Raw genomic sequence first — 26586 nt, forward strand, 5'->3', positions numbered from 1 at the left:
CGTCAGCTCCCGGTGGACCGCACGACGGCGGCCGCGGTGCGCAGCAGGATGCAGACGTCCTGCCACAGCGACCAGTTGTCGATGTACGCGTTGTCGTAGCGCGCCCGGTCCTCGATCGAGGTGTCCCCGCGCAACCCGCTGACCTGCGCGAGCCCGGTGATGCCCACCCGCATCCGGTGCCGGGACGCGTAGCCGGGGTAGCACTGGCTGAACTGCGTGACGAAGTAAGGGCGTTCGGGGCGCGGGCCGACCAGGCTCATGTCGCCGCGGAAGACGTTCCAGAGCTGGAGCAGCTCGTCCAGCGAGGTCCGGCGCAGGAACCGGCAGAACGGGTTCATCCGCCGCTCGTCCGCCACGCTCCACCGGGTCGCCGACTCCCGCTCGTCCACCGGACGGTGGGTGCGGAACTTCAGCAGGGTGAAGGGGCGCCCGTCCTTGCCGATGCGCTCCTGCCGGAACACCACGCCCGGACCCTCGCTGAGCCGCAGCACCAGCGCGCAGGCCAGCAGCAGCGGCGCGGCCAGCACCAGCAGGGCCCCCGACACGACCAGGTCCAGCAGCCGCTTGCCGACGCTGCCGCGCCGCCGGGCGCCGAGATCGAGCCGCCGTACGGAGAACCCGGCGAGCTGCTCCCGCATCTCGTACGCCGGGCAGTCCGCGTCCACCTCCCACACCGCGCAGCCCGACTCGGCGAGCGCCCGCAGCAGCGGGCCCTTCTCGGTGCGTACGGCGGGGTCGACGGTGAGGACGGTGCCGACGCCGTTCTGGATGAGCGCCCGCTCGACCTGCTCGCCGCAGGTCAGCACCGGGAGCCCGGCGCTGCCGTCCGGGTGGTCGGTGACCACGCCGACGGGACGTACCCCGCACTCCGGCTGCCGCAGCAGCGCGGCGGCGACCCGCTGGGCGGTCGCGGCGGGGCCGATCACCAGCGCGGTGCTCGGCAGCCGCAGCCGCAGCGCCCGGCGCCGCCGGTGCACGGCCGTCCGGCCGGCGCAGGCGACCACCACGTGCGCCACCCAGCCCACGGCCAGCGCGGACAGGGGCAGGGCGCGCCCGGGTTCCGTGGCGGCGGTCAGCGTGCCGAGCGCCAGCCAGACCACGGCGATCCGCCCGCAGACGGAGGGGAGTTCGTCGAGCACACCGGCCACCGCGCGCGCCGGGCGCGGCCGCAGCAGCAGGGCGCCGGTGACCAGCGCGGCCACGACGAGCGGCCCGCGCACGGCCGCGTCCAGTACGAGCGCGCCCGCCACGGCGGCGGCGAGGTCGGCGGTGAGCAGCGGCAGCGGGGAGACGGTGGGGGAGTGCGGGCGCCGGGCCGGGAACCGGAAGCCCTGCGCGGGCCGTACGGCGTACCCGGAGTCCATGCCGGAGGCGCTGGGCGAGGGGACGATGCTTTCCGCGGTCACGGGTGGGTCGACTCCCTGCGCTCGGTGGACACGGACGGCAGGGTGCCGAGGAGGTCGCGGTAGAGGTCCGCGATCCGCTCGGCGGTCACCCGTACGTCGTGCGTGGTCAGGACGTGCCGGCGGCCCTGGGCGCCGAGGTCCGCGCGCAGCGGCGCGTCGCACAGCAGCCCGGTCACGGCGGCGGCCAGCGCGTCCGGGTCCTCCGGCGGCACCAGGCAGCGTCCGGCGAGCGCGGGCGGCAGGCTCTCGCGGGCGCCGTCCACGTCACTGAGCACCACGGGCCGGGCACAGGCCAGCGCCTCCAGCGGGGCCAGCGCCATGCCCTCCCAGCGCGAGGGCAGCACCACCAGGTCGGCGGCCCGGTACCAGGGCAGTACGTCGGCGACCTCACCCGCGAACCGCACGCGCGCTCCCGCCAGTGCGCCCAGCGCCTCCCGGCCGGGTCCGTCGCCGACCAGCACCAGCCGGGCCTCCGGCAGCACGGTCAGCACCCGCTCCCACGCGGCCAGCAGCACGTCCTGGCCCTTCTGCGGGCACAGCCGCCCGACACACACCACCAGCGGTCCGGCCCCGAGCCCGGGCAGCCCGGCGCGGGCCGCCTGGGCGGGCGCGGGGGAGAACCGTTCGAGGTCGATGCCGTTGCGCACCACGGCGTACGCGGCGCGCACCCCGGCGCGTACACCGGTCTCACGCTCCGCCTCACTGACGCACACCACCCGCTCGGCCCAGCGCGCGGCGAACCGCTCCCAGCGCAGGGCGAGCGCGGCGGTGACCCCGCCGACGGCCTCGAAGGACCAGGCGTGCGGCTGGAAGACGGTCGGGACGCGCCCGCGCAGGGCGAGGCGCGCGGCCAGACCGGCCTTGGCGCTGTGCGCGTGCACCAGTGCGGGCCGTACCTCCCCGACGAGGCGGGCGAACCGCCGTACCTCGCCGGGCAGCGCGGGACCCGGTGACCGGGTGGCCCGCCAGAGCCGCACCTCGGCGCCTATCTCCTGTGCCTCCGTGGCCAGTCGGCCGCCTGGGCAGGCGATCACGACGCGCACGCCCGCCGCGAGCTGGGCCCGCGCCAGGTCGAGCACGACCCGCGCGACTCCGCCGTCGACGGGCTGCGAAACATGCAGCACCCGTTCTCGGGCGTCGGAAACTGGCTGGTGCATGGGCGGGGTACCTCGCTCACAGGGCGCTCGGATCTGGTCGGGACCGCGCCTCGCTGCCGGGCGTCCTCCGCGGTGAAGAGCACACCGGCCCTCGCCGCGTCCCGGTGGGGAACGAGCAGGTGGCCCGGCGGGTCACCGCCGCGCCCGCGCGACGCGCCCGAGATCGGCCACCCTCGGTCCCGCGTCCGGACGGCCTGGCGTAGCCGGCCTGGCGCCGGACCCGTACGCGCCCTGCCGCGCCGGTCGTGCGCTCCGGTACGTCGTCCGGTGGACCCGCGCCCGGCCACTTCCGTGCGCCCGGCGTACGACGGCGCGGCACGCTGCCTCCCTGAAGCGTGAGCCGGTTGCCCGCCACGCACGGGGTCCGGACCTGGTACGGAGGAGAGGGCCGCGACTCTAGTGAGCGCGAAGGCCCGAGCGGCGCAACGACGCGAGCGGGCCGCCCACGCGGCCGCGGTTCTCGCGGAGATCACCCCTTTGGCGGCACAACCCCTCGCGGCGGCTCGCGTTGACACTGCGTCGGGCAGCCCGCCCGGTTGTGTGTCTCGAATTCCAAGGAGTACCTCTCCATGTCGCGTATCGCGAAGGGTCTGGTCCTGACCTCCGCCGCCGTGGCGGCCGTCGCCGGCGGTGCCGGTATCGCCGCTGCCGACTCCGGCGCGCAGGCCGTCGCCGCGAACTCGCCGGGCGTCCTCTCGGGCAACGTCGTCCAGATCCCGGTCCACGTGCCGGTCAACGTCTGCGGCAACACCATCGACGTCATCGGCCTGCTGAACCCGGCCTTCGGCAACACCTGCGTCAACGACTGAGGTCGTCCGACGCACACACCGGCCCGGCCGTCCGCCCGCGCGTACAGCGTGAGCGGACGGCCGGGCCGCTGTCGTGTGTCCTCGCCCCCGCTAGCGAGGCTGGGGAATCTCATATGTCTTGTGCACACAGGGTTTCCGCCCCGGCCGTGACTCGTTGGGCATGGCGTCGGACATCCCTGGGGCGACGCGAGTTGCCGAGGAGAGGAACATGATGAAGTCCCTGAAGGCCGCGGCCGTCCTGGCCGGTTCCATCGCCCTCACCGGCGTCGCCGCGCCCGCGTTCGCCTACTCCGGCGACCTGACGCCCAGCAGCCTGAACGGCGCGGTGGACCAGGTCGCCAAGGGCGGACTGAAGGTGCGTGACGTGATGCCGCTGCAGCACCAGTCGGACGCGCTGAACACCGAGAACAAGGACTCCGTCCTCAGCACCGTCAAGGGCGCCACCACCGCCCTGAACACGCACAACCCGCTGCTCGGCGGACTGCCGCTGCAGAGCTGAGCCACCGTGGAGGGAGGGCCGGACCGCGCCGCGCGGACCGGCCCTCCCTCTCGTGTCCGCGGCGGCGCCCCGCTTGTGTCCGAGGAAGCGTCCCCTGCGTGTTCGAGGTGGCGTCCCCCGGTTTCGAGGCCCCTTCCCCCGATCGTGTGGAGCACCCCCCTGCCGTCCCCCGGACGAGTGAGCGGCTCCCCGGCAGGCCCCGCGCCCGTGGATAGGGTCGCGCGGTGACCTCAACCACAAGCGAAGCCTTCCGCGCCGCCGACCTCGGCACCCTCGTCGTCCTGGCCTGGAGCGGCGAGGCCCCCGACGGTGGCGACATGCCGTATCTGCTGGCGTACTCCCTCGGGGACGCCGAGGGCGGACCGCGCGCCACCTCGGCCGCCGTCACCCAGCTCCTGGAGATGAACGGCCTGACCATCGGCACCGTCATCGACGGCGCCACCCGGCCCAGCCTGCCGGTCTCGCTGCTCGTCGAGGCCGGCCAGGCCGTCGTCCGGATGCCCCAGCTCGTCGCCCAGGCCGGCGCGCCGCCGGAGTGGCTGGACGCCGTCGCCCGGCGCGGACACGCCTACCTGGTCTTCACCACCCGCGCCTGGCCGGAGGGCCGCCCCGGGGTGACCGTCGACCCCGCCGCGCTGGCCGCCTTCGCCGGTGCCGACGAGACGCTGATGACCGCCGCCCACGTCATGCTCCCGGCGCGCAGCCTGCGCTGACGCCCGGTCGCCTACCCGGATGGCCGCTGTGCGGTGACTCCGGGCGCCCCAACGCGGTTACCGCTGTGGACAAGCCGAACTGCGGACGAGGGAGTGAGCGATGGTCGTCGGTGCCGGTGGTGTGGCCGTGGGGGCGGAACCGCAGGTCAGAGAGGGCAAACCGTCGCGGCGGGAGGTGACCCGCGGCCTGCTGGCCACGGTGGCCGCCCTGGGGCTGGCCCCGGTGGTCGCTGCGTCCCGTCCGCTGCCCCCGGCCGGGGGCGCGGAGGACAGGGCGTTCGACGAGACCTACCGGGGCCACCGCATCCAGGGCTTCCTGGTCCCGGCCGCCGCGCGCCGGGCGGACGAGGGCGAGTGGCAGATCACCGTCGACGGCCGCCCGCTGCACCTGATGCGCCGCGCCGACGGCACCTGGATGAGCATGGTCGACCACTACACCTCGTACGCCACCCCCCTGGAGGCCGCCCGTGCGGCCGTGGACGAGATCGGCCCCGGCCAGCGGCTGCGCGACACGGCTCCAGGTCCGGTCGGCGGCGAGCACGCGGGACACGGGATGGGGGGCATGCATGGCGTACGTGCGTAAGAACGCCGCCACGCTCACCGCGAGCGAGAAGCGGCGCTTCGTCAACGCTCTGCTGGAGGTCAAACGGCGGGGCGAGTACGACGCGTTCGTGCGGACGCACATCGACTACTACACGGCGGACGGCGAGAAGGGCCTGCGCGCGGCCCACATGGCCCCCTCCTTCCTGCCCTGGCACCGCCGCTTCCTGCTGGAGCTGGAGCGGGCGCTGCGCCGGGTGGACTCCTCCGTGACCGTGCCGTACTGGGACTGGACCCGAGACCGCGGCACGACCTCGGCTCCCTGGACCAAGGACCTCCTCGGCGGCAACGGCCGCAAGAGCGACCGGCAGGTGACCACCGGGCCGTTCGCGTACGCGGCCGGGCACTGGACCATCAAGGAGGGCATCACCGACGGCAAGTACCTCACCCGCGACCTCGGCCGCGCCGCCGCCCCGATCCAGCTCCCGACCAGGAGCGAGCTGCAGTGGGCGCTGGACGACCCGGCGTACGACGTCTCGCCGTGGGACTCGACCGTCACGCGGGGCTTCCGCAACAAGCTGGAGGGGTGGGGGACAGGGGGCGGCAGCGCCTCCTGGCACAACCACAACCGGGTGCACCGGTGGGTCGGGGGCGTGATGCTCGGCGGGGCGTCGGTCAACGACCCCGTGTTCTGGCTGCACCACGCCTTCCTGGACTACCAGTGGTACCGCTGGCAGCAGGCGCACAAGAACCACCGCTACCTGCCGGCGGCCCAGCCGGGCCCCGGTGACAAGCAGCGCGGCCGGGTCGTCGCGCGGCTCGACAAGATGCCGCCGTGGAACGTGACACCGGACTCGCTGGAGGATGTGAGCGGGATCTACCGGTACGCGTGAGGACGTGTCGCTCGGACACGTCTTCGGGGCAGGGCACGCGAAGAGCCCCGGCGCTCAGGGTGCCGGGGCTCTTCGCGGAGGGTGCGGGGCTCAGTTGCCGTAGCCGTAGTCGCCCTCGGGGACCTCCTGCACGGGCTCCGGCTCGCCGACGTTGGCGCAGGTGTTGCCGAAGGCGGGGTTCAGCAGGCCGACCACGTTGATGGTGTTGCCGCACAGGTTGACCGGGATGTTGACCGGCACCTGGACCACGTTGCCGGAGCCCACGCCGGGCGAGCCGACGGCCGCGGCCCCGGCGTCCGCGTCGGCCAGCGCCAGACCGGCGCCACCGACCATCACGGCACCGGTGCCGAGAGCCACGACGGCTGCCTTCGCAATGCGAGACATCACGTTCTCCTTATGTCGCTTCATGTCGCTCGGGGGAGTGGAGCGGCCGAATTCGCCGCCGCACTTCCCGTACAACGGCGCGCGGAGGAGGGGGTCACGGGGGAATGGTGGGGGATCACCCTTTTACTGGGGGTGAATCTCGGGTGGGGGGATTCGGGGGGATGTGTCCGGTGTGGGAGGCGTCCGGTCAGCCGGTGAAAGACTCCGGCCCGAACCGCCCCCAGGCGATGAAGGCCGCGAGCGCGAGGTAGGCCAGATTCAGCGCCACGAACCCGAACTCGCGGCGCCGGCCGTGGGTGGCCATCGCCCCGATCATCAACAGCACCCAGCAGGCGGCGGTCACGGGAACGAGGACGGGCACACGATCGAGGAGTGCGGGCAGTACGAGTCCGACGGCGGCGAGCAGTTCGAGCACCCCGAGCGCCTTGACACTCCGCGCGCCGACCCCCTCGGTCCACCCTCCCCCGTGCACGGCGGCCAGCTTCTCCTTCGGCACGAAGGTCTTGCTGACACCCCCGACGAGAGCCACGACGGCCAGCGCCCAGGCGCTGATCCAGAGAGCGAGGTCCATGTGTGCCACTTCCTTACCGGTCGGTGTTCCTTCCGGAAGGGAGACGGGGCGGCGCGCCGCTTTGTGACATGCACCGGCTCAGCGTGGCCGACCTGGCGCCGCCCGCCGGCCGAGCCCACCGCCTCGGCGCCTTCGGCAGGCGATCTCGCCGGGTCGGTGGTCAGACCGTGGCGCACCCTTCACGGTCGGTGCGGGTGAGTATCGAACCCAGCGGAACCATGTCGTTGGCCTGCCTGACGGTACAGGGGAGTGGAACTTCCTTGAGCCTGCCCTCGTGCAGCAGTAACGCCAGTAGTTCGGCCTGGTCCTCGGTGATCTTCTCCGACTGAGCACTGAAGTTGGCCCCGTGAGCGTGGTAGCTGGCCGTCTGAGCGGTCCGGGTGGCCCACAAGGTGGCGAGCGAGACGTGTTCCGTGAGAGCGGCAGGGGCTCGTGATCCACCGCACATTGTTCGGAGCGATGACTTTGCCGGTTCCCGCCGGTCGAATGAGCGACAACATCACGCGAGGAAGGCTTACTCGTGACTCATACGTTCAGCGCGTCCAAGCACGTCGCCCCCGCATCGTCCGTGGACGGCGCGGCGGTACGCCGGAGGCTGGCGGGTGGCATGGCGGCAGGTCCCGTGTTCCTCGCGGTCGGTGCCGTGCAGGGGCTCGCCCGTGACGGCTTCGACTTCAGCCGAAACGCGCTCAGCCAGCTCGCGCTCGGGCAGGCGGGCTGGCTCCAGACGGTGAACTTTCTGCTCACCGGCGCCATGTTGGTCATGGGTGCGGTCGGCCTGCGCCAGGTGCTGGGCGGGGGTACAGGCGGCACCTGGGCGCCGCTTCTGGTCAGTGTCTTCGGCGTCTCCTTCTGGGCCGCGGCGGCCTTCCCGGCCGACGCCGGCGCGGGGTTCCCTGTCGGAGCCACCGACGGGACCGTTGTCAGCGAGCACGGTGTCGTCCACATGGTCGCCGGAATGGTCGGCTACCTCGCTCTGTGCGCCGCCTTCGTCGTCCTGGCCGGCTCGCTCGCCGCCCGAGGCCACCGCAGGTGGGCCGTGACCTCGCGCCTCGTTCCGGTCGCGGTCCTGGCCGGATTCGTGGCCTCCGCCGCCTCCGTCCTGGCCTTCACCGCCGGCGCGGGCCTGGGCCTGCTGTGGCTGACCGCGGTGACGGCCCGTCTGGCCACCGCTCCGGTCGACGCCTGACCGCAAGACGTTTACCGACACCATCAAGCTCCTCCCCACAGAAACGAGGACACTCCATGGCCACGAAGGGCCCTGCCAGCTACTTCCCCTCCATCGAGAAGAAGTACGGCCTCCCGATCACCGAGTGGAAGGCGCTCATCCGCACCTCTCCGCTCACCAAGCACATGGAGCTCGTCAACTGGCTCAAGTCCGAGCACGGCTTGGGCCACGGCCACGCCAACGCCCTCGTCGCCCACACCCTCACCGAGGACGCCGGCAAGTAGTCAGCCACGAGGCCGCATCGGGCTTCCTCGCCCAGGAGGCCCGGCAGGCCGAAGAGTGGAAAGAGGCGCTCGGTGTCCCGGAAGGCCGTAACGGCACTGATCCGGTCGCCGGAGAACTCCACGACCTGGAGGGCCCACGGCACGTAGCCGGTGCCATCCGGGTGGGGGCGGTACTGGCCGAAGGCGGGGGAGCCGTTCGCTGCGGTAGGCACCAGACGCGAGCCGCGGCAGCCGATCGCGGGGCCGGTGAGCCACGCCTGGATGCTCTGGAGTTCCTCAACCGACGCCCACGGACGATGCTTGCGGTTGTCCGACACGCCCCTTCCGGGTGACAGTCGGACCGCTCGGACGGGCCGGAGAGGGAAACATGATCAGGTGGGTCTGGTTCGGCCGGGTGTTCGCGGTGACGGGCGCCGTGCTGGGCGGGGTGCTGGTCTCGGGCGTGCCCGTGACGTCCGGCCCGCCTTCGGCGGACGTGCGGGCGCTGTCCGCGGGCAGCGGCCACGTGCTCCGGGAGGAGGGCAGAGGACACGACGAGTGGCTGACGATCGACCGTTTGGAACGGGACGGCGGGGACCTCCCGCGCGAAGGGACGACGTTCGAGGTGCGTGCCGGGTTCGAGCACAAGGGCGAACGGGTGATGCGGAAGAGGGCGTTCTCCATCTCGGTGTCCGAGCGGCTCTCGTTCGCGACGGAGTACAGCAACTGCGAGTACGGCGAGGACGTGCCGACTTCCCCGGTGAACCGGTCGTTCCGTAAGGCGGTGTGCTGGATCGACGCGCGGATCGAGCCGGGCGAGTCCGTCGACCTCGCGCCCATCCCCCTGAAGGTGGACCGTTGGGCGAACGACGAAACGGTGTCCGTGGCGGATGCGGGAGTGAGAGAGCAGTGGGCGGCGTCGGGTGTCGTGTGGCGGAACCGGCACTGGGGCCGGGGCGGGAAGCTGACCCTCGCGAAGCGGGCCGGAGACGTGCCTCCTGCCGCCCGGGTGAAAGCCGCTGTCGATATGTCGTCCGGGGGGTTGGACGTGAACGTCGACAGCTCGTGGGACATCGAGGTGACGGGCGCCGCGCTCAACGGGAGGAGGGGCGAGGCGGACACGGCGGACCTGGCCATGGACTTCCACGGTGCCGACGTCCAGGCCCAGCGCGACCCAGAGAACAGCGTTCCGTTCGCCCGGGTCCGCGTGCAGTTCCCCCGGGGCGTGACCGTGCTGAGGAGTCCGAAGCAGTGCGGGAACAGGGTGACGAAGAGGCCGTACTACCAATGTGAGTACAACCTGTACACCAACAGCTATGACGCGCCGATGCTCCGGGACGGGTACCACGAGGCCTTCCCCTTCAGGCTGCGGATCGACGACCCGTCCGAGCTCACCGGTGGCTCGATCAGTCTCGACGCCCCGCCGGAGGTGCTGCAGGACGACGCCGACCACGCGAACAGCACCGCACGCATCACCGTAGAGGCCGTCGGCGGACCGGACCGAACGGCCTGGATCGTCGCCGCGGGCGCCGGAACACTGGCGCTGACCGGAATCCTCGCCGCCGTCCTCCTCCGCGCCCGTCGACGCGCGGACTGACGGGAGCCCGGACGGACCCCTGAGCGGAGGCGGCCTGGTACGGCCCCTTACGGCAGGGCTCGAACCTCCGGCCAAGCGCTTGGAAGGCGTCGGCGGCTCGGCCGCTGTACCCCATCTGAGCTGCACCTATCTGCGCACTCCGCCCCGTGAAGCGTGGCCTTCGACACACATTCGACAGCGCTCGGGCACGGGCGTGCTGCTCAGTCGCCGGCGAACCAGAGATAGCTGCCCGGCGTGTCCGCACACTCCCGCAGCATTGCTGCGAGACCGTCCAGCGCCGAGCGCTGCCGCTCGTCCGCGCACCGATCCTTAAGGCCGGGCACCTCGGTGAGGGCGACCACGGCCTCCTGCTGCTTCATTACCGTGTCCCCGTAGATGTCGACGGCGGTAAGCCGTCCGGGCACGCCGAGATAGTGAAGCGAGCCCAGCGCATCGGCCAATGTTTCCGAGGGGTCGTAGCACCCCCGCAGGAACGTCGTGCGGGCCTTCTTCCAGTTGCGAGCCGGCCGGGCGGAGTGCACTTCCACATCGATTCCCACACCAGTCATCATGCAGGCCGCAACGCGGGTCGCACCTGGGGATATCCGCTCAGCGATTGATCGGGATCTCGTAGACGATCTCGCAGTGCGCGGGCGGCACGACGATGTCCGCCGTTTCCACGGGCTGCCCTTGGTCGCTGTAGTACGTCCGCCGGATGTGCGTGACGAGCGCGGCCTTCTGGATGCCCAGGAGTGATGCTTCCTCGGCGGTCGCCTGCCTCGGCTCCGGCTTTGATCTGCCCGAGCGCCCGGATGTCGGCTGACGGAGCCCCCGAAAACTTCGACACGTATTCGACACGGCCACCCGCCACAACCCGGTGACAGCCGGACGGCCCCGGAGTCTTCCCATGATCGTGAGGGAGGAGGACGGGGCTTCGTCATGCCCGCTGAAACCGCGCCTGACCAGCAAAAAGCCCTTCCCGGAGGAAGGGCTGGAAGACGCGCCCCCGGCAGGACTCGAACCTGCGGCCAAGCGCTTAGAAGGCGCCTGCTCTATCCACTGAGCTACGGGGGCCTGGTGCGGGTCAAGGATAAAGCTCCCCGTTCCTTGACCCCGTCGCCGCGCCTCCGTGGCTCGATGTGGAGGTTCGGTGAAGCGGTCAAGATAATCGCAGGCGGGTACGAATCATGCATCGCTTTCGCGCCCAGACGCGCCGGGTGTTGTGCACTCGTTATGCCGGGAGGGGGCCCGCGTCCCAGTCGTCCCTTCCGTCCGGTCTGTCCCTTCGGCGCGCAGGCATGTCCATATGCTTCAGAATTCCCCTAAAATTGGGCATTCTTCGCATGTGGTGACCTTGGACGTACGCCCTCAGCTACTCGACGCACTCGCTGCTCTGCGCGACCGTGTCGCCGCCGCACGCTATCCGCTCCCCCTGGCGGGAGCCCCGCGCGTGCGCGCCAACCGGGACGAACTGCTCGCCCAACTGGACGACTACCTCGTACCCCGGCTGCGCTCGCCCGAGGCGCCCCTGCTGGCCGTCGTCGGCGGATCGACCGGTACCGGGAAGTCGACCCTGGTGAACTCGCTGGTGGGACGGCGGGTCACGGAGGCGGGCGTGCTCCGGCCGACCACCCGTACCCCCGTGCTCGTCTGCCATCCGGAGGACCAGCACTGGTTCAGCGGCATGCGCGTACTCCCCGACCTCACCCGCCGCTGGGTGCCCCACCAGGAGAAGCCGGCCAAGGACAGCGACACGCCCGTCGACGACCACGCGCGCGTGCTCCGCGTCGAGACCGCCGAAACCCTCCCGCGCGGACTCGCCCTGCTCGACGCGCCGGACGTCGACTCGCTGATCGCGGACAACCGCGTGCTGGCCGCACAGCTCATCTGCGCCGCCGACATCTGGATCATGGTCACGACGGCCGCGCGGTACGCCGACGCCGTCCCCTGGCACCTGCTGCGCACCGCCAAGGAGTACCGCGCCACCCTGATCACCGTCCTGGACCGCGTCCCGCACCAGGTCGTCGCCGAGGTCTCCCGCCAGTACGGCGCCCTGCTCACCAAGGCCGGGCTCGGCGAGGTGCCCCGGTTCACCGTGCCCGAGCTGCCCGAGTCGGCCTGGGGCGGCGGCCTGCTGCCCGCCTCCGCCGTCGCCTCGCTGCGCACCTGGCTGCACCACCACGCCCAGGACCCCGGCGCCCGCCGCAGCGCCCTCACCCGTACCGCGTACGGTCTGCTCGACTCGCTGGCCTCCCGCATGCCGGAGCTGGCGAGCGCCGCAGCCGCCCAGTACGCGGCCGCCCTCCGCCTCACCTCCGCCGTGGACGGCGCCTACGACAGCGAGCACGCGCGCGTGCGGGCCAGGCTCCAGTCCGGCACCGTCCTCGCCGGTGACGCCCTCAAACGCTGGCGCGCCTTCCCGCTGGACTGCACCGCCGGAGAACTCCTGGACGCCCTCACCGAGAGCCTCGGCGCGCTGCTGCTGTGCGCCGTCACCGCCGCCGACGAGCGCGTGGACGAGTCCTGGCGCCGCGAACCCGCCGCCGGCGCTCCCGAACTCGCCGAGCGCGACTCCGCCCCGGAGGGCGCCGAGCACCGCATCGGCCTCGCCGTCCGGCGCTGGCGGCGCGAGCTGGAGGAGTACGCCGAGGACGAGGTCCGCGAGCTGGAGCGCGGCAACGCCCCCGACGCCGAGACGGTCGCCGCGCTCGCCGCCGCCGTCGTCCTCGGCGGGCGCCGGGCGCGTACGGCGGGCGAGGGGCTGGCCGAGCGCCTCGGGGCGCACGGCGCGCTGCGGCTGCGCGACCGCGCCGGGCGCCTGCTCACCGAGCACGTCGACCGGGTCCTGCACGGGGAGCGCGAGCGCCGCCTCGCCCCCATCGACGCCCTGGACGTCCACGCCGAGTCGCAGGCCGAACTCATCGCCGCGCTGTCCGTACTGCAGAAGGAGAGGTGACCGGTGACCGCCGCCGCCCAGAAGGACCAGATGGATCACGTCGACGCCACGGCCCCCGCCGACGAGGAGCCGCACGCGCGCGTGGAGGGCGATCAGCCTCCCGATGACGAGGTCTCCTGGGACGACGGCCTCATCGCCCGCCGCGTCACCGAGGGCACCGCACCCCAGGAGCCCCCGGCGCGCGGGGCGACGAGCGGCCCCCCGGCGCCGCTGGCCTACGACGGCCCCCTGCGCTCCCGCCTCGACGCGCTGCGCGAACTCGTCGGCCTGTCCCGCGCCCGACTCGACAACCAGACCCTCGCCGAGGCCGCGCGCGTGCTGGACGAGGCCACCACGCGGCGCAAGCTGTCCGGGCAGCACACCGTCGTCGCCATCGCGGGCGCGACCGGCAGCGGCAAGTCGCAGCTGTTCAACACGCTCGCCGGGGTGCCCATCTCCGAGACCGGCGTGCGCCGTCCGACGACCGCCGCGCCCATCGCGTGCAGCTGGAGCGACGGGGCCGCGACCCTCATCGACCGCCTCGGCATCCCCGGCCGGCTGCGCCGCCGCCCCCTGCAGAGCGCCGAGGCCGAGGCGCAGTTGCGCGGGCTGGTCCTGATCGACCTGCCCGATCACGACTCCGCCGCCGTACAGCACCGCGAGCACGTCGACCGGGTCCTCAAACTGGTGGACGCGGTCATCTGGGTGGTCGACCCGGAGAAGTACGCCGACGCCGCACTGCACGAGCGCTATCTGCGGCCGATGGCGGGCCACGCCGAGGTGATGATCGTCGTCCTCAACCAGACCGACCGGCTGCCCGCCGAGGCGACCGAGCAGATCCTCGACGACCTGCGCAGGCTGCTGGACGAGGACGGCATCGCGCTCGGCGAGTACGACGAGCCCGGCGCCTCGGTCCTCGCCCTCTCCGCCCTCACGGGGGACGGCGTGGCCGACCTGCGCGAGACGCTCGGCAAGATCGTGGCCCAGCGGGACGCGGCGGCCCGCCGGGTCTCGGCCGACGTGGACGCGGCAGCCGCCGGTCTGCGGCCGGTGTACGCCGCCGGGCAGGGCGTCGGGCTCAGCGAGGAGGCGCGGGCGGAGTTCTCCGGGCGGCTCGCGGACGCGGTCGGTGCCACCGCCGCCGGCGAGGCCGCCGAACGCGCCTGGCTGCGCAGCGCCAACCGCGCGTGCGGCACGCCCTGGCTGCGCCTGTGGCGCTGGTACCAGGACCGCGGCGGCCCCCAGACCGGCAGCCTCCCGGTGCGCCAGCACGCGGACGCCGAGGCGACCGCGCGCCAGCGGGTGGAGCAGGCGGTCCGCACGGTGTCCGACCAGGCCGCGGCCGAGCTGCCCACACCCTGGGCGCAGGCGGTGCGCGAGGCGGCGGTACGCGGGTCGCAGGGGCTGTCGGAGTCGCTGGACGAGCTGGCGGGCCAGGCCGGGCTGCCGCCGGGACGGCCGCCCCGGCCCGGCTGGTGGCCGGTGGCGGTGCTGGTGCAGGCCGCGATGACACTGCTGCAGATCGTGGGCGGGGCTTGGCTGGTCGGGCAGATCGCGGGGGTGCTCCCGCCGAATCTGGGCGTGCCGGTGCTGCTGATGCTGTGCGGGATCGTGGGCGGGCCGCTGGTGGAGTGGGGGTGCCGGCTGGCGGCGCGCGGGCCCGCGCGGCGGTACGGGCAGGAGGCGGAGCGCCGGCTGCGGGAGGCGGCGGCGAGCTGTGGACGGGCTCGGGTGCTGGACCCGGTGGCGGCGGAGTTGCTGCGGTACCGGGAGGTACGGGAGCAGTACGGGCGGATCGCGGGGGTGGGGGTCGGGCGGTAGGGGGTGCTCCGGCGGACCGAGGTGGCCGTCTGGGCCGTCTGGGCCGCCTGGGCGGCGTTGGCCGTGGCGGTCCCTGTGGAGAGCGTGGCCACCTGACCGGGTGACGGAGTTGTCCACAAGCGGGGGGGCTGTCCACAGCGCTCGGCGGGGTGGGGCCGGGTGGGCGCAGTCTGGTGCCACGGCGATCGCACCGCCTGCCCGACCCCGGATCGCGGGGTGGGGGGACGGGCGGGCTTCGCGATCGGCGGTCGTGCGGCGCGCCACGAGTGAGACCGGTGCGCGCCGCACGGCATCAGCAGCCGTACGGGACAGGCCCGTCGCGGCACCGGCTGTCCGGCGGTGAGCGCCGGGCGAGGGAGGGGACCAGGATGAACGAGACCGTGGTGTGCGTGGTGGGCAACGTGGCGACGCGGCCGGTGTACCGGGAGCTGCCGAACGGCCCGTCGGCCCGGTTCCGGCTCGCCGCGACCGCGCGGTACTGGGACCGGGAGAAGAACGTCTGGACCGACGGCCACACCAACTTCTTCACGGTGTGGGCCAACCGCCAGCTCGCGGTCAACGTGGCCGCGTCGGTGGAGGTGGGGCAGCCGCTCGTGGTGCAGGGCCGGCTGAAGGTGCGCACCGAGACGCGGGAGGGGCAGCAGCAGGCGTGGGCGTCGGCCGACATCGACGCGGTGACGATCGGCCACGATCTGACGCGGGGGACGGCGGCGTTCCGGCGCTCGGCCAAACCGGAGACGCCGGGCCGGCCGGAGACACGTCCGGAGCCGCAGTGGGAGACACCGCCTCCCGCAGAACCGGAAGCCCAACCGGACGCGAGTCGGGTGTTGGTGACATGACGTCATCCACTGCCTGACCGAGAGGACATGGCTTATCGGCGAATCTGCCGCGAACACCCCGTCCAACGCGGTGGATTTGTCGATAAGCCCAGCTCGTGACGCCCCCTCCGATAACGATTACAGCTCGGATCAGTCGTACGACCATCCGACCGCCGGGTGCGGGCTTCGTTGATCCATAGGATGCCCAGGCGAACACCCTTCAGGGGTTGGTGATTTCTGCTGGCGGGACCGCCCCCCAAGTTCAACGGGTCCTGCTCGAAGGGGAATTCTGTGCTTTCTGCGTTCTCTGGGTTCACCCGGTCCACCGCGCCCGTGAAGGCCGGTGCCCTGACTCTGGCCTGCGGGCTGGCGGCGGCGGGTGTGCTGTCCGGCGCCGGTACGGCCCTGGCCGACGGCAGACCGCAGACGCAGAACGGGGCGACGGCCACGATCAACGGCCTCAAGACGTACGGCGAGGCCGTGATCCACGAGGACGGCGGCACCGACCTGCGGGTACCGGCCGGCCTGTTCGACATGTCCGTGGACGGCGGCGGCACCCTCCAGACGTACTGCGTCGACCTGCACAACCCCACGCAGCGCGACGCCAAGTACCAGGAGACCCCCTGGATCGGCACCTCGCTGGGCGCCAACGCGAACGCCGGGCGCATCCGCTGGATACTCCAGAACTCCTACCCCCAGGTGAACGACCTGGACGCGCTCGCCCGGAAGGCCGGCGCCACCGGGCTGACCGAGCAGGACGCGGCGGCCGGGACCCAGGTGGCCATCTGGCGCTACTCGGACGCGGCGAAGGTCGACGCGGTGGACCCGCAGGCGGAGAAGCTCGCGGACTACCTGGAGGAGAGCGCCCGCCCCGCGGCCGAGCCCCGGGCCTCGCTCACGCTGGACCCGCCCTCGGTCTCCGGCCGCCCCGGTGATCTGCTCGGGCCGGTGACCGTGCACACCGACGCCGCTGGCGTGATCGTCTCGCCTCCGGCGGACGCGGCGGCCCAGGGGATGCGGATCATCGACCGCACCGGCAAGGTGATCACCTCGGCGCACGACGGCAGCCAGCTGTACTTCGACATACCCGAGGGCGCGCCGGACGCCGCGGTGCAGGTGGCCGTACAGGCCTCCACCACCGTCCCGGTGGGCCGCGCCTTCGCCTCCGAGTCGCGCAGCCAGACGCAGATCCTCGCCGGCTCCAGCGAGTCCACCGTCTCGGCCACGGTGGACGCCTCCTGGGCGGCCGAGGGCGCCGTACCGGCGGTCTCGGCCCGCAAGAACTGCGCCAAGGGCGGGGTGGACGTCACGGTCGCCGACAAGGGCGACGAGCCGTTCACCTTCGACCTCATGGGCACCTCCCACACGGTCGCCCCCGGCAAGGTCGAAACGATCACGGTCCCCCTGAAGGAGGACCAGTCCTACGACTTCACCGTCACCGGCCCGGGCGGCTTCGCCCAGCGCTTCACCGGCATCCTCGACTGCGCCACCCAGGGCCCGGCCACGGCCGCCTCGGCCCAGACCCTGAGCGAACCGACCCCGGTCACCCTGCCCGGCGAGGCCCCCGGGGGCACGGACCTGGCGGCGACGGGCGGCTCCGCCCTGACCCCGGTGATCACGGGCGCGGCGATCGGGCTGGTCGTCATCGGCGGGGCTGTGCTGGTGATCCTCCGGGGGCGGGAGAACAAGGCGGGGGAGTAGGTCCCCCTTCGCTGGTCCGCTTCTTCTGCGCGGAGCAAGTGGTACCGGGTCCGGACAGTTGAGGGAGTTGACGGGTGTCCGCTCTGGACTTCTACGCTCACGTCGCCGTGTGCGGTGAGGTGCTCGGAGTGGGCCTCGGGGCCGGTCCGGATGCCTGGGAAGCCGCCCTGGGGGCGACCTGCCTCGATGTTCCCGGTGGTGGCCTGCTGCGGCGGGACTACGGGCTGGTGGAAATCAACTTCTCGCCGGACCAGCCGGGGCGGCAAGGGCAGATGTCGTGCTTCGGCTTCGGCGTGAAGATCGAACGACTGCTGTACGACCGGTCCCCCGGCACGGTGCCGCCCCCGCTCTCGCGGGAGTACGGGGAATTCTCGCCCGGAGTCCCCTTCGAGGAACTGCGGACCGCCGTCCTGGCCCTGGGCCACACGATCGAACCCGACAGCCACAGCACGTCGAGTGACCTGGCCTGCTACCGCGTGTCCGCGTCGGCCGCCCGCATCCACGTCGTCGGCGACCCCCACCCGTACGGGTCGGGCGACCCGGACCCGGACGGCCACCGGAGGGGCGACGTCTGGTCCCTCGACGTCTGGTGACCGACCGGCGGTGAACCCCCGGCTCACGGTCCCAAGCGGGAACGCGTCTCCGCCCAGGGGTAGCCGTACGGTCAAGATGGGGTGTTACTTGCTGCGAGAGGGCATGAAAAAGCCCCTCACCAGCAGGTTTCCCGCCGATGAGGGGCCGTCTCAGGCGGGGCGAGTTCGGCAGAGCCTGGTCGAGGCAGCGACCCGGCAGGTCACGCCCGAGACCGCCCAACCTCTCCCAAAACGGTTGTTGCCGTCCGGATCCTGTGCCGACGGTCACAGCGAACGGGATACCCGTAGGCGCATACTGGGCTATGACCAAGCCTGCTACACCGAAGCGCCATCTGCCTACCAGCCCCTTCAAGGCCCCGGTCGCGTCGGCTCCCGAGCACTTCGCCGTGGGCGACCAGGTCACACACGACGTGTACGGCCTCGGCCGGGTGATCGGCATCGAGGACGGAATCGCGGCGCTCGTGGATTTCGGCTCGGCGCAAATGCGGATCCTGAGCCCGTACGCCAAGATGACCAAGCTGTAGGACCGCTGTGCCCGGTCACGGCACACCAGGACCCTTCAGGGACCTGTCACGAAAGAGAGACCTCTCATCGATCTGACATCGCTGTTCTCCGCCCCAGAGGGGCAACCCCGCCGTTCCACCGCGGCATCGCCGCCTCCGACGGCAAACCCCTTCCAGGCCCCGGACTTCGGGGAAGACGAGACCTTCCTGCTCGAGGATGCCCAGGAGCCCGCCTCCGGCATCCGTGCGGCGTGACTCAAGGCGGCCTAGCTCCACGAGTGACGGTGGCTTCGCAGCCGGCCGCGGGCCGGTCTCCGGTGCTGCGGTGAAGAGTGTGGTGAAGGCAACCGGGCGCAATCAGGCCGCACTTCGGCCGATTGCCCAGGTCAGCGCCTGAACCAACCTGAAATGACCGCAGCTTCCTGAGCTGAGGGCCGATCGTTGCCCGATAGCCCGCTCCCCGTGCCGTTCGCTCAGGCGCCAACGGGCGCCCTTCAGCTGAAGTGGGAACTCCAGGGCCATGGTTGGGCGAGGTGCCACCTGGCCAATGACTCCCATCAGGCAGCCGCAGGAGGGCTGTACGGGCAGCAGCGCACGACCCGATTCTTCTTCGCCGCCGAGCCGCGGGAACTCCGCTGGGTGCTCCGTGCCACGGATGTACTGATCGACGTGACCATCTACGAGTTCCCCGATGTCTCGGTCAGCCCCGACCTACCGGACACCGCCGGCACGGTGATCTGGCAGTCGGCAGCCCTCCCCGAAGCGTCGCCCTCGATGGCGGACGCACCATAGCGCCATCCACTGACAACGAGGGCGACTCATTCCTCCTGGCCCCGCTGGGCCGTCTCCGGGCCGTGCGAGGGCGCCCGAGGACGACCGAGGACGACCGGCAGTGGCAGCCGAGCCGGAGCCGCTATCCGCGGAACCCCAGGTCAGAGCGTCCTGGGGTCACGCGTTTCCCCCCAGGGGTGGCGGTCAGGCAAGATGGGGTGTATCTGCCCACTGCCAGATTTCAAGCTGCCGGACGGTTTCTCTTGGCTGAGTTCATTTACACCATGCGCAAGGCGCGCAAAGCGCACGGCGACAAGGTGATCCTCGACGACGTCACCCTGAACTTCCTGCCGGGGGCGAAGATCGGCGTCGTCGGTCCGAACGGTGCCGGTAAGTCGACCGTGCTGCAGATCATGGCGGGGCTGCAGCAGCCCTCCAACGGTGACGCCTTCATCTCCCCGGGCTACAGCGTCGGCATCCTGATGCAGGAGCCCAAGCTGAACGACGAGAAGACGGTCCTGGAGAACGTCCAGGAGGGCGTCGCCGAGATCAAGGGCAAGCTCGACCGGTTCAACGAGATCGCCGAGCTGATGGCGACCGACTACTCCGACGCGCTGCTCGACGAGATGGGCAAGCTCCAGGAGGAACTGGACCACGCCAACGCCTGGGACCTCGACGCCCAGCTCGAGCAGGCCATGGACGCGCTCGGCTGCCCGCCCGGCGACTGGCCCGTCACCACCCTCTCCGGTGGCGAGAAGCGCCGCGTCGCGCTCTGCAAGCTGCTCCTGGAGCAGCCCGACCTGCTGCTCCTCGACGAGCCCACCAACCACCTCGACGCCGAGTCGGTGAACTGGCTGGAGCAGCACCTGGCCAAGTACCCGGGCACCGTCGTGGCCATCACCCACGACCGGTACTTCCTGGACAACGTCGCCGAGTGGATCCTCGAGCTCGACCGCGGCCGCGCGTACCCCTACGAGGGCAACTACTCCACCTACCTGGAGACCAAGCAGACGCGTCTGAAGGTCGAGGGCCAGAAGGACGCCAAGCGCGCCAAGCGGCTCAAGGAAGAGCTGGAGTGGGTGCGGTCCAACGCCAAGGGCCGCCAGGCCAAGTCCAAGGCCCGCCTCGCGCGTTACGAGGAGATGGCGGCCGAGGCCGACAAGATGCGGAAGCTGGACTTCGAGGAGATCCAGATCCCGCCGGGCCCGCGTCTGGGCAGCATCGTGGTCGAGGTCAACAACCTCTCCAAGGCCTTCGGTGACAAGGTCCTCATCGACGACCTGTCCTTCACGCTGCCGCGCAACGGCATCGTGGGTGTCATCGGCCCCAACGGCGCCGGCAAGACCACCCTGTTCAAGATGATCCAGGGCCTGGAGACGCCGGACTCCGGCTCCATCAAGGTCGGCGAGACCGTCAAGATCTCGTACGTCGACCAGAGCCGTGCGAACATCGACCCCAAGAAGACGCTGTGGGCCGTCGTCTCCGACGAGCTGGACTACATCAACGTGGGCCAGGTCGAGATGCCGTCCCGCGCCTACGTCTCCGCGTTCGGCTTCAAGGGCCCGGACCAGCAGAAGCCGGCCGGTGTCCTCTCCGGTGGTGAGCGCAACCGCCTCAACCTGGCGCTGACCCTCAAGCAGGGCGGCAACCTGCTGCTCCTCGACGAGCCCACCAACGACCTCGACGTCGAGACGCTGTCCTCCCTGGAGAACGCGCTGCTCGAGTTCCCGGGTGCGGCCGTGGTCGTCTCCCACGACCGCTGGTTCCTGGACCGGGTCGCCACCCACATCCTCGCCTACGAGGGTGACTCCAAGTGGTTCTGGTTCGAGGGCAACTTCGAGTCCTACGAGAAGAACAAGATCGAGCGGCTCGGCGCCGACGCCGCGCGTCCGCACCGCGCCACCTACAAGAAGCTGACCAGGGGCTGATCGCACCTTGCGCCACATCTACCGCTGCCCCCTGCGCTGGGCGGACATGGACGCGTACGGCCACGTCAACAACGTGGTGTTCCTCCGGTACCTGGAGGAAGCCCGTATCGACTTCCTGTTCCGCCCGGACAAGGACTTCGAGCAGGGGTCGGTCGTGGCGCGCCACGAGATCGACTACAAGCGGCAGCTCGTCCACCGGCACCACCCGGTGGACGTCGAGCTGTGGATCACCGAGATCCGGGCCGCGTCCTTCACCATCACCTACGAGGTGAAGGACGCGGACACCGTGTACGTACGGGCGTCCACCGTCGTCGTGCCCTTCGACTTCGAGGCGCAGCGACCGCGCCGGATCACCGCGGAGGAACGCGAGTTCCTCCAGGAGTACCGGGACGAGTCCGCCGAGGAGAAGGCCGTCGCCGCATGACGGTGCTGCACCTCGCCGACGAGACGGAGGCGGCCGACCTCGCCGCCTTCCTCACCCGGCTGCTCCGCTACGACCGCGCGGCCGCGGTACGCCTCCAGGCGGCCGGGACCGCGCTCGCCGTGTTCGGACGCCCGCCCTCCTTCGAGGTGCTGGCCGTCCGCGCGGTACGCCTCGGCAAGCCGTACGAGGACGGGCTCGACGCCGTCCTCGACATGACCGTCTCCGCGGGCGAGCTGCTGGAGTCGGTGGACGAGCGCGCGGCCACCGCCGCCGTGCCCGCCGCCGTCACCGGGCCCCCGTGGGCCGGGGTGCTGCCGCCGCGTGGCGGCTGGCGGCCCGAGCCGGGGCTGCCGGGACCTGCGGCGCTGCAGCGGACCGTGGCCCAGTCGGTGGCCGAATTCCGGTCCCGTACCGAGGAGTTGCCGCCCGGGCAGCGCACCCGTGCCGAGCTGGACCGGATCGGGCGGGAGATCTGGTCCCGCGAGGTCGGCTCCACCCGGCTCCCGGTGCGGGCCGTGCACGCCGCGCACTCGCTCGGCTTCCTCCGGCCCCCCGAGCCGGACAGCGCCGAGGAGACGGGCCTGTTCTCCTCCGGTGCGTGGCTCCGGCTGCGCACCCCCTACGGGTCGATCGCCGTACGGCACGCGGGGCTGGGCGCACTCGGCGTCACGGTGCGCTGAAAACCCCGTTCACAGGCCCCGTTGGCTAGGCCCCCTTCACAAAGCCCCGCTCACACGGCCCCGTTCACAAGAACTGGTTCACGTGCACCGGTTCACGTGTACCGCTTCACTCGGCCGTGTTCACCATCGACGCCGCCGCGTACGTCAGGTAGTTCCACAGCGTCCGCTCGTGCTCCTCGGACAGCTCCAGCTCGTCCACCGCGTCCCGCATGTGCTTCAGCCAGGCGTCGTGCGCGGCCCGGTCCACGGCGAACGGGGCGTGCCGCATCCGCAGCCGGGGGTGGCCGCGCTCCTGGCTGTAGGTGGTGGGTCCGCCCCAGTACTGGATCAGGAACAGGGTGAGCCGCTCCTCGGCCGGGCCGAGGTCCTCCTCCGGGTACATGGGCTTCAGCAGCGGGTCCTCGGCGACGCCCTCGTAGAAACGGTGGACCAGCCGGCGGAAGGTCTCCTCCCCGCCGACCTGCTCGTAGAAGGTCTGCTCCTGAAGCGTGCCTCGTCGGATCTCGTTCACCTGTCCATGGTCTCAGACCGGGGGGCCCAGGACTCAAGGCCTAGGACCGGCCACCGTCCGCCGCTCCGACCCCTGCCGCCCCCGGATCGTGCCTACTGTGGACGTATGGGCGCCTACGATTCCGAGCTGACCCGGGTGGCCGCCGAGGCGCGGGCCGAGCTGGTCCGGCAGATCGACCGCGACGGCGCCTGGCGGGCGGACCCGGTGTGGCGGGAGACCTTCGCCGAGGTGCCCCGGCACCTGTTCGTGCCGTACTACTACGTCGGCGTCCTCGGCGGGTACGAGCGGTTCGCGGCCGACGACCCCGATCCGGCCGGGCGGGAGCGCTGGGCGCGCGGCGCCTACGCGGACGCCCCGCTGGCCACCCGGCTGTGCGACGGCGAGCTGGTCTCCTCCAGCAGCCAGCCCTCGCTGATGGCGCGGATGCTGGTCGCGCTGGGCGTCCGGGACGGCGAGAGGGTACTGGAGGTCGGCACCGGGACCGGCTACAACGCCGCGCTGCTCGCCCACCGGCTCGGCGACGACTCCCTGGTCACCACGGTCGACATGGAAGCGGAGATCACCGAGCCCGCCCGGCAGCACCTCGCCCGGGCCGGGTACCACCCGGTGGTGGTCACCGGGGACGGGGCACGCGGGGTGCCCGTGCACGCCCCCTACGACCGGATCATGGCCACCTGCATGCTGCCCACGGTGCCGCGCGCCTGGATCGCCCAGTGCGCGCCCGGCGCCCGGATCGTCGCCCCGCTGAACAACGGGCTGCTCGCGCTGGACGTCGACGGCTCCGGCCGCGCCGAGGGGCGCTTCCTGGGCACCGGCGCCTACTTCGTACCGCTGCGCGGGGAGTGCCGGGCGCCCGCCGAGCCGATGCCCCTCCACGGGCTGCCGGGGCGGGCGCGGGACCAGGAGTCGTTCCGCTTCCTGCTGGGGCTGGTCCGGGGCGCGCTGGAGCCTACGCGGGCGTACGCGCTGTGGGAGAACGCGGGCATGCCGGACCGCGAACGGTACGGCGTCACGGTCAGCGGCCCCCGTGCCTGGGCCTGGCTGGACGACCCGGGGGGCCGCCACGCCTGGCCGCTGCCGTGAACGCCCCCGGGATCAGCCGCGGTGGACGGTGATCGTCGTCCAGGCGCCCACGTGCACCCGGTCGCCGTCCTGGAGCGGTACCGGCACGAACGGCTGGATCGGCTCGTCGGAGCCGTTGACCGTGGTGCCGTTCGTCGAGTTCTGGTCGACGACCGCCCAGCCGCCGTCCGGCTGCTGCACCAGCACCGCGTGCTGGTGCGAGACGCCGGGGTCCTCCGGCGGCACCGACAGGTCGATGTCCGGGGTGTCGCCGGTGGAGTGCCGGCGGCGGCCGATGGTGACCTGGTTGCCGGTGAGCGTGCGCTGCTGCTCGGGCGAGTAGGCGGGCAGGTTGAGCCCTGCGGCCTCGGGGCCGGAGCGCTGCATCATCGCCATGAAGTAGTCGCGGTCCGGCCCGATGGTCGCGGTCCAGGTCGCCGGAGCCTGCGGGGTCCGCGGAGCCTGGGGGTAGCCCTGCGACTGGCCGGGGCCGGACTGCTGCGGGTAGCCGTAGCCGCCACCGGGGCCACCCGCGGGGCCGTTGTTCGACGGCGGCGGGGGGATCACCCAGTCGTCGTCCGCGAAGGACGGGCCGCCGGCCGGGGTGCGGCCGGTCTCCTGCGGGAAACCCGAGGGCGCGGACGGCGGAGGAGCCTGCCGGGACGGAGCGGCGCCGAAGGCGGAGGGCTCACGCCCGAACGGCGGGGGACCGGAGGGACCGCCCTGACCCGAAGGATCACCGGGACCACCGGGGCCGCCCTGCGTACCGGGCCCACCGGGACGGCCGGGGCCACCGAGGCGGCCGGAACCCCCCGGACCGCCGTAACCCTGCCCGCCGCCGGGGCCGCCGGGCCCGCCCGGACCCTGCTGACCGGGACGACCCTGCGGACCGGGCCCCTGGCCGGGACCGCCCTGCTGCCCGGGACCACCCTGCGGACCAGGACCCTGGCCCGGCCCACCACCGAAGCCCGGCGGCGGCCCCGGCCGGCGCTCCCCGAACGGAGACTGCCCGCCCGAGGTGGGCGGCGGCGGGGACGCCGGACGGCGCTCGTTGCCGAAGGGCGTCGGCCCCGAGGGCTCGGAGTCGAAGGAGGGTATCGGCTCGGCCGGCCGGTTCACCTGCGAGGGCCGGGAGCCCTGGTACTCGAACCCGTCACCGCCGCCGAAGGGCTGGCTCGGCGGCTGGTAGCGGGGCTGCTGCTGCCGGGGCGGGGCCGCCGGGGTGTACGAGGTGGCGGTGTTGGTCAGGAAGTTCCACCGGCACTCCTCGCAGAAGGGCGCGCCGCCCTCGCGGGGCGTACGGCACTGCGGGCACAGCTCGGCCTGCCCGCCGGGGGAGGGGTGTCCCTCGTTGCGCGGCGGCGGGAACCCGTAGCCGCCGCCGGACGGGGGCGGGGGCGGAGGCACGGCACCGGCCATGCGGTGACCGCAGACCTCGCACCAGTCGTCGGAACCCGACTGGTGTCCGTTCGGGCAGGTCGGCATGTCGGTGGTACCCCTTCTGCTGAGGTATCGGTGTCTACAGGGTCCCTGTCGCCAGGGTCACTTCTTGACGCGAACAGTCTTCGTGGACCGGGTCTCGAGTGTCATCTCGTCGGCCTCCGCGACCTTCGCCTTCAACCGCACAGTACCGGTCGGGGCGTCGACCACGTCCACCACCTTCGCAAGCAGTTTCGCAGTATCCGCGTTCCCCGACACCCCCGCCAGCTGAACGGCACGTCCCAGTTTGGCCGTTGCTCCGTCCATATCGCCCGCTTTGCGGAGATCCAGCCCTTCCCTGATGGCCTGCGCCAGTTCGGCCTGGCCGGTGTAGTGGGCGACTTGGGCGTTCAGCGAGGTGGAGGCCGCCATGTCGTCGGTCCACACGGCCCGTACGAGTCCCTGGGCGCCGAGGTTCTGTACCGATCCGTCCGGTCCGGCCGCCACCAGGGAGACGCGCGCGGCGAGCATCTCCTGGCCCAGCCCGGCCGCCGGGACCTCCACGCAGAGGTGGTAGTCGCGGGACTCCCCGCCCCAGGAACCGGTGGGGTAGTCCCCGGCGCGCGGGCCCGCCTCGGTGCGTCTGTCGGTCAAATCCTCGACCGTAGGCGCCACTTGCTTGACGAACCTGATGCGGGTGCCGACCGGTGTCCACACCCGCAGGGCGACGTCGGCGACCTGCTTGCCCATCGTCGACTCCATGATCCGGGTGAAGTCCTCGGTGAGCCGGGCCGGATCGGCGACGATGTCGGCGGTGCCGAGCAACGCCGAGGCGATGCCTGTGACTTCTTTCACTTCCCAGTCGGTTCCCACGCCCCGCGCGTCACAGGTGAACCGCCCGGCGCACGCTTCCAGGGTGTCCTTCAGCTCCGCCGCCGACTCGTGCTCGTTGCGGCCGTCGGTCAGCAGGATGCCGTGCCGGATCGACACGTCCGCCCCGGCCAGCAGCCGGTCGGCCAGCCGCAGCCAGGTGCCGATCGCGGTGCCGCCGCCCGCGCCGAGCCGGCGCAGCGCCTGCTTGGCCTGGGCGCGGGTGGTCGGGTCGGCCACCGCGAGCCGGCCGCCGCCCGGATAGACCTCGCGGGCCACATGCGTACCGTCGACGATCCCGAAGAGCACCCCGTCGCGCAGGGTGTCCACGGCGGCGGCGGTGGCGTCGCGGGCGTTGCGCATCTTGGTGGGCGGGTAGTCCATCGAGCCCGAGCAGTCCACCATCAGCACCACGGCGGCCGACGCGCCCGGCCCGGCGGACGCGGTGCCGCCCCGGGCCGTCACGGTCACGATGGCGTTGACCTCGCGACCGCCCTCCGGCAGATACTCGTTCTGGTAGACGTCCACCGAGAACTGCGGCCCGCCGCCCGGCTTGGCGAAATTGGCCATG

General features: G+C 72.2%; 27 protein-coding genes, 1 tRNA gene and 1 pseudogene. 19 read left to right on the top strand and 10 right to left on the bottom strand.

The genetic code is table 11. The features are described from left to right. Positions 1-2 precede the first annotated feature (2 nt). Both EV284_RS12765 and EV284_RS12770 read right to left on the bottom strand, forming a co-directional pair. Entirely contained in the window at positions 3-1364 is a 1362-nt protein-coding gene (locus tag EV284_RS12765) for an exopolysaccharide biosynthesis polyprenyl glycosylphosphotransferase (protein ID WP_130334667.1), read from the bottom strand. A 38-nt stretch (positions 1365-1402) separates the two neighbouring features. Then, a complete protein-coding gene (locus EV284_RS12770; protein WP_130333440.1) occupies positions 1403-2563 on the bottom strand; it encodes a glycosyltransferase in 1161 nt (386 codons plus the stop codon). A 569-nt stretch (positions 2564-3132) separates the two neighbouring features. Between EV284_RS12770 and chpG the strand changes: the two genes are divergently transcribed. From chpG to EV284_RS12800, 5 genes are all read left to right on the top strand, one after another. Beyond that, positions 3133-3372, top strand: a complete 240-nt coding sequence (chpG, locus tag EV284_RS12780; RefSeq protein ID WP_030813959.1) for a chaplin ChpG — start codon at positions 3133-3135, stop codon at positions 3370-3372. Positions 3373-3583: 211 nt separating this feature from the next. Continuing rightward, a complete protein-coding gene (locus tag EV284_RS12785; RefSeq protein ID WP_086696322.1) occupies positions 3584-3871 on the top strand; it encodes a hypothetical protein in 288 nt (95 codons plus the stop codon). A gap of 224 nt (positions 3872-4095) precedes the next feature. Beyond that, positions 4096-4584, top strand: a complete 489-nt coding sequence (locus EV284_RS12790; RefSeq protein ID WP_130333442.1) for a DUF5949 family protein — start codon at positions 4096-4098, stop codon at positions 4582-4584. A gap of 100 nt (positions 4585-4684) precedes the next feature. Further along, the gene (locus EV284_RS12795; protein ID WP_130333444.1) at positions 4685-5167 is read left to right on the top strand and encodes a tyrosinase cofactor; all 483 of its coding nucleotides are present in this window, start codon (positions 4685-4687) and stop codon (positions 5165-5167) included. Next, a complete protein-coding gene (locus EV284_RS12800) occupies positions 5151-6017 on the top strand; it encodes a tyrosinase family protein (RefSeq protein WP_207229016.1) in 867 nt (288 codons plus the stop codon). Before EV284_RS12795 ends, EV284_RS12800 begins: the two co-directional genes overlap by 17 nt. Before the next feature lie 90 nt (positions 6018-6107). Here the strand turns inward: EV284_RS12800 and EV284_RS12805 are convergent, their stop codons facing one another. Then, positions 6108-6401: a chaplin gene (locus tag EV284_RS12805; RefSeq protein ID WP_207229017.1), complete on the bottom strand. Its 294-nt coding sequence runs from the start codon at positions 6399-6401 to the stop codon at positions 6108-6110. Between the two features lie 187 nt (positions 6402-6588). Beyond that, positions 6589-6972, bottom strand: coding sequence for a DoxX family protein (locus EV284_RS12810; RefSeq protein ID WP_130333448.1), 384 nt, complete (start codon positions 6970-6972; stop codon positions 6589-6591). A gap of 568 nt (positions 6973-7540) precedes the next feature. On the opposite strand from EV284_RS12810, the gene EV284_RS12815 reads away from it, so the two are divergent. Further along, on the top strand, positions 7541-8161 hold the full coding sequence (locus EV284_RS12815) for a DUF998 domain-containing protein (protein WP_242625696.1): 621 nt from the start codon (positions 7541-7543) through the stop codon (positions 8159-8161). 56 nt (positions 8162-8217) lie between these two features. Then, a complete protein-coding gene (locus EV284_RS12820; protein WP_130333450.1) occupies positions 8218-8424 on the top strand; it encodes a DUF4287 domain-containing protein in 207 nt (68 codons plus the stop codon). A gap of 38 nt (positions 8425-8462) precedes the next feature. On the opposite strand, the pseudogene EV284_RS33230 reads toward EV284_RS12820, so the two are convergent. Further along, positions 8463-8687: pseudogene (locus EV284_RS33230) on the bottom strand (RNA polymerase subunit sigma-70); the annotation flags it as partial. Positions 8688-8827: 140 nt separating this feature from the next. On the opposite strand from EV284_RS33230, the gene EV284_RS12830 reads away from it, so the two are divergent. Continuing rightward, positions 8828-10000, top strand: a complete 1173-nt coding sequence (locus EV284_RS12830) for a hypothetical protein (protein ID WP_130333453.1) — start codon at positions 8828-8830, stop codon at positions 9998-10000. Positions 10001-10200: 200 nt separating this feature from the next. On the opposite strand, the gene EV284_RS12835 is transcribed toward EV284_RS12830, so the two are convergent. Beyond that, complete coding sequence (locus EV284_RS12835) at positions 10201-10539, bottom strand: hypothetical protein (protein WP_130333455.1); 339 nt, start codon at positions 10537-10539, stop codon at positions 10201-10203. A gap of 441 nt (positions 10540-10980) precedes the next feature. After that, positions 10981-11053, bottom strand: a tRNA-Arg gene (locus tag EV284_RS12845). 271 nt (positions 11054-11324) lie between these two features. Between EV284_RS12845 and EV284_RS12850 the strand changes: the two genes are divergently transcribed. The 10 genes from EV284_RS12850 to EV284_RS12895 all read left to right on the top strand — a co-directional run bounded on the left by EV284_RS12850 (position 11325) and on the right by EV284_RS12895 (position 22153). After that, a complete protein-coding gene (locus EV284_RS12850) occupies positions 11325-12935 on the top strand; it encodes a dynamin family protein (protein ID WP_130333459.1) in 1611 nt (536 codons plus the stop codon). A gap of 30 nt (positions 12936-12965) precedes the next feature. Next, positions 12966-14735 (top strand): YfjP family GTPase, encoded by a 1770-nt coding sequence (locus tag EV284_RS12855; protein WP_130334674.1) that lies wholly within the window; start codon positions 12966-12968, stop codon positions 14733-14735. Between the two features lie 368 nt (positions 14736-15103). Next, positions 15104-15574, top strand: coding sequence for a single-stranded DNA-binding protein (locus EV284_RS12860; RefSeq protein WP_130333461.1), 471 nt, complete (start codon positions 15104-15106; stop codon positions 15572-15574). A 312-nt stretch (positions 15575-15886) separates the two neighbouring features. Further along, positions 15887-17254 (top strand): Cys-Gln thioester bond-forming surface protein, encoded by a 1368-nt coding sequence (locus tag EV284_RS12865; RefSeq protein WP_242625697.1) that lies wholly within the window; start codon positions 15887-15889, stop codon positions 17252-17254. 74 nt (positions 17255-17328) lie between these two features. After that, complete coding sequence (locus EV284_RS12870) at positions 17329-17847, top strand: hypothetical protein (RefSeq protein WP_130333463.1); 519 nt, start codon at positions 17329-17331, stop codon at positions 17845-17847. A gap of 302 nt (positions 17848-18149) precedes the next feature. Beyond that, a complete protein-coding gene (locus tag EV284_RS12875) occupies positions 18150-18371 on the top strand; it encodes a hypothetical protein (protein ID WP_130333465.1) in 222 nt (73 codons plus the stop codon). 441 nt (positions 18372-18812) lie between these two features. Further along, positions 18813-19142, top strand: coding sequence for a hypothetical protein (locus EV284_RS12880; protein WP_130333467.1), 330 nt, complete (start codon positions 18813-18815; stop codon positions 19140-19142). 242 nt (positions 19143-19384) lie between these two features. Continuing rightward, positions 19385-21049 (top strand): energy-dependent translational throttle protein EttA, encoded by a 1665-nt coding sequence (gene ettA, locus EV284_RS12885; protein WP_130333469.1) that lies wholly within the window; start codon positions 19385-19387, stop codon positions 21047-21049. Positions 21050-21056: 7 nt separating this feature from the next. Continuing rightward, positions 21057-21473: a thioesterase family protein gene (locus EV284_RS12890; RefSeq protein WP_130333471.1), complete on the top strand. Its 417-nt coding sequence runs from the start codon at positions 21057-21059 to the stop codon at positions 21471-21473. Continuing rightward, positions 21470-22153: a hypothetical protein gene (locus EV284_RS12895; protein ID WP_130333473.1), complete on the top strand. Its 684-nt coding sequence runs from the start codon at positions 21470-21472 to the stop codon at positions 22151-22153. The genes EV284_RS12890 and EV284_RS12895 overlap by 4 nt, the downstream gene beginning before the upstream one ends. A 106-nt stretch (positions 22154-22259) precedes the next feature. On the opposite strand, the gene EV284_RS12900 is transcribed toward EV284_RS12895, so the two are convergent. Further along, complete coding sequence (locus EV284_RS12900; RefSeq protein WP_130333475.1) at positions 22260-22664, bottom strand: globin; 405 nt, start codon at positions 22662-22664, stop codon at positions 22260-22262. Positions 22665-22769: 105 nt separating this feature from the next. On the opposite strand from EV284_RS12900, the gene EV284_RS12905 reads away from it, so the two are divergent. After that, a complete protein-coding gene (locus tag EV284_RS12905; protein ID WP_130333477.1) occupies positions 22770-23747 on the top strand; it encodes a methyltransferase domain-containing protein in 978 nt (325 codons plus the stop codon). 12 nt (positions 23748-23759) lie between these two features. Here the strand turns inward: EV284_RS12905 and EV284_RS12910 are convergent, their stop codons facing one another. Both EV284_RS12910 and EV284_RS12915 read right to left on the bottom strand, forming a co-directional pair. Continuing rightward, complete coding sequence (locus EV284_RS12910) at positions 23760-25211, bottom strand: FHA domain-containing protein (RefSeq protein ID WP_130333479.1); 1452 nt, start codon at positions 25209-25211, stop codon at positions 23760-23762. A 57-nt stretch (positions 25212-25268) separates the two neighbouring features. Beyond that, the gene (locus EV284_RS12915; protein ID WP_130333481.1) at positions 25269-26585 is read right to left on the bottom strand and encodes a VWA domain-containing protein; all 1317 of its coding nucleotides are present in this window, start codon (positions 26583-26585) and stop codon (positions 25269-25271) included. Position 26586: the final 1 nt, after the last annotated feature.

It is taken from the genome of Streptomyces sp. BK022 (genome assembly GCF_004217355.1).
GTDB lineage: Bacteria > Actinomycetota > Actinomycetes > Streptomycetales > Streptomycetaceae > Streptomyces > Streptomyces griseoluteus.

Coding starts and splice junctions, on each gene's coding strand:
- EV284_RS12765 (WP_130334667.1), bottom strand. CDS start 1,364: ATGGACTCCGGGTACGCCGTACGGCCCGCGCAGGGCTTCCGGTTCCCG.
- chpG (WP_030813959.1), top strand. CDS start 3,133: ATGTCGCGTATCGCGAAGGGTCTGGTCCTGACCTCCGCCGCCGTGGCG.
- EV284_RS12875 (WP_130333465.1), top strand. CDS start 18,150: ATGACCAAGCCTGCTACACCGAAGCGCCATCTGCCTACCAGCCCCTTC.
- EV284_RS12785 (WP_086696322.1), top strand. CDS start 3,584: ATGAAGTCCCTGAAGGCCGCGGCCGTCCTGGCCGGTTCCATCGCCCTC.
- EV284_RS12905 (WP_130333477.1), top strand. CDS start 22,770: ATGGGCGCCTACGATTCCGAGCTGACCCGGGTGGCCGCCGAGGCGCGG.
- EV284_RS12855 (WP_130334674.1), top strand. CDS start 12,966: ATGGATCACGTCGACGCCACGGCCCCCGCCGACGAGGAGCCGCACGCG.
- EV284_RS12910 (WP_130333479.1), bottom strand. CDS start 25,211: ATGCCGACCTGCCCGAACGGACACCAGTCGGGTTCCGACGACTGGTGC.
- EV284_RS12895 (WP_130333473.1), top strand. CDS start 21,470: ATGACGGTGCTGCACCTCGCCGACGAGACGGAGGCGGCCGACCTCGCC.
- EV284_RS12770 (WP_130333440.1), bottom strand. CDS start 2,563: ATGCACCAGCCAGTTTCCGACGCCCGAGAACGGGTGCTGCATGTTTCG.
- EV284_RS12915 (WP_130333481.1), bottom strand. CDS start 26,585: ATGGCCAATTTCGCCAAGCCGGGCGGCGGGCCGCAGTTCTCGGTGGAC.
- EV284_RS12805 (WP_207229017.1), bottom strand. CDS start 6,401: ATGTCTCGCATTGCGAAGGCAGCCGTCGTGGCTCTCGGCACCGGTGCC.
- EV284_RS12800 (WP_207229016.1), top strand. CDS start 5,151: ATGGCGTACGTGCGTAAGAACGCCGCCACGCTCACCGCGAGCGAGAAG.
- EV284_RS12795 (WP_130333444.1), top strand. CDS start 4,685: ATGGTCGTCGGTGCCGGTGGTGTGGCCGTGGGGGCGGAACCGCAGGTC.
- EV284_RS12820 (WP_130333450.1), top strand. CDS start 8,218: ATGGCCACGAAGGGCCCTGCCAGCTACTTCCCCTCCATCGAGAAGAAG.
- EV284_RS12810 (WP_130333448.1), bottom strand. CDS start 6,972: ATGGACCTCGCTCTCTGGATCAGCGCCTGGGCGCTGGCCGTCGTGGCT.
- EV284_RS12860 (WP_130333461.1), top strand. CDS start 15,104: ATGAACGAGACCGTGGTGTGCGTGGTGGGCAACGTGGCGACGCGGCCG.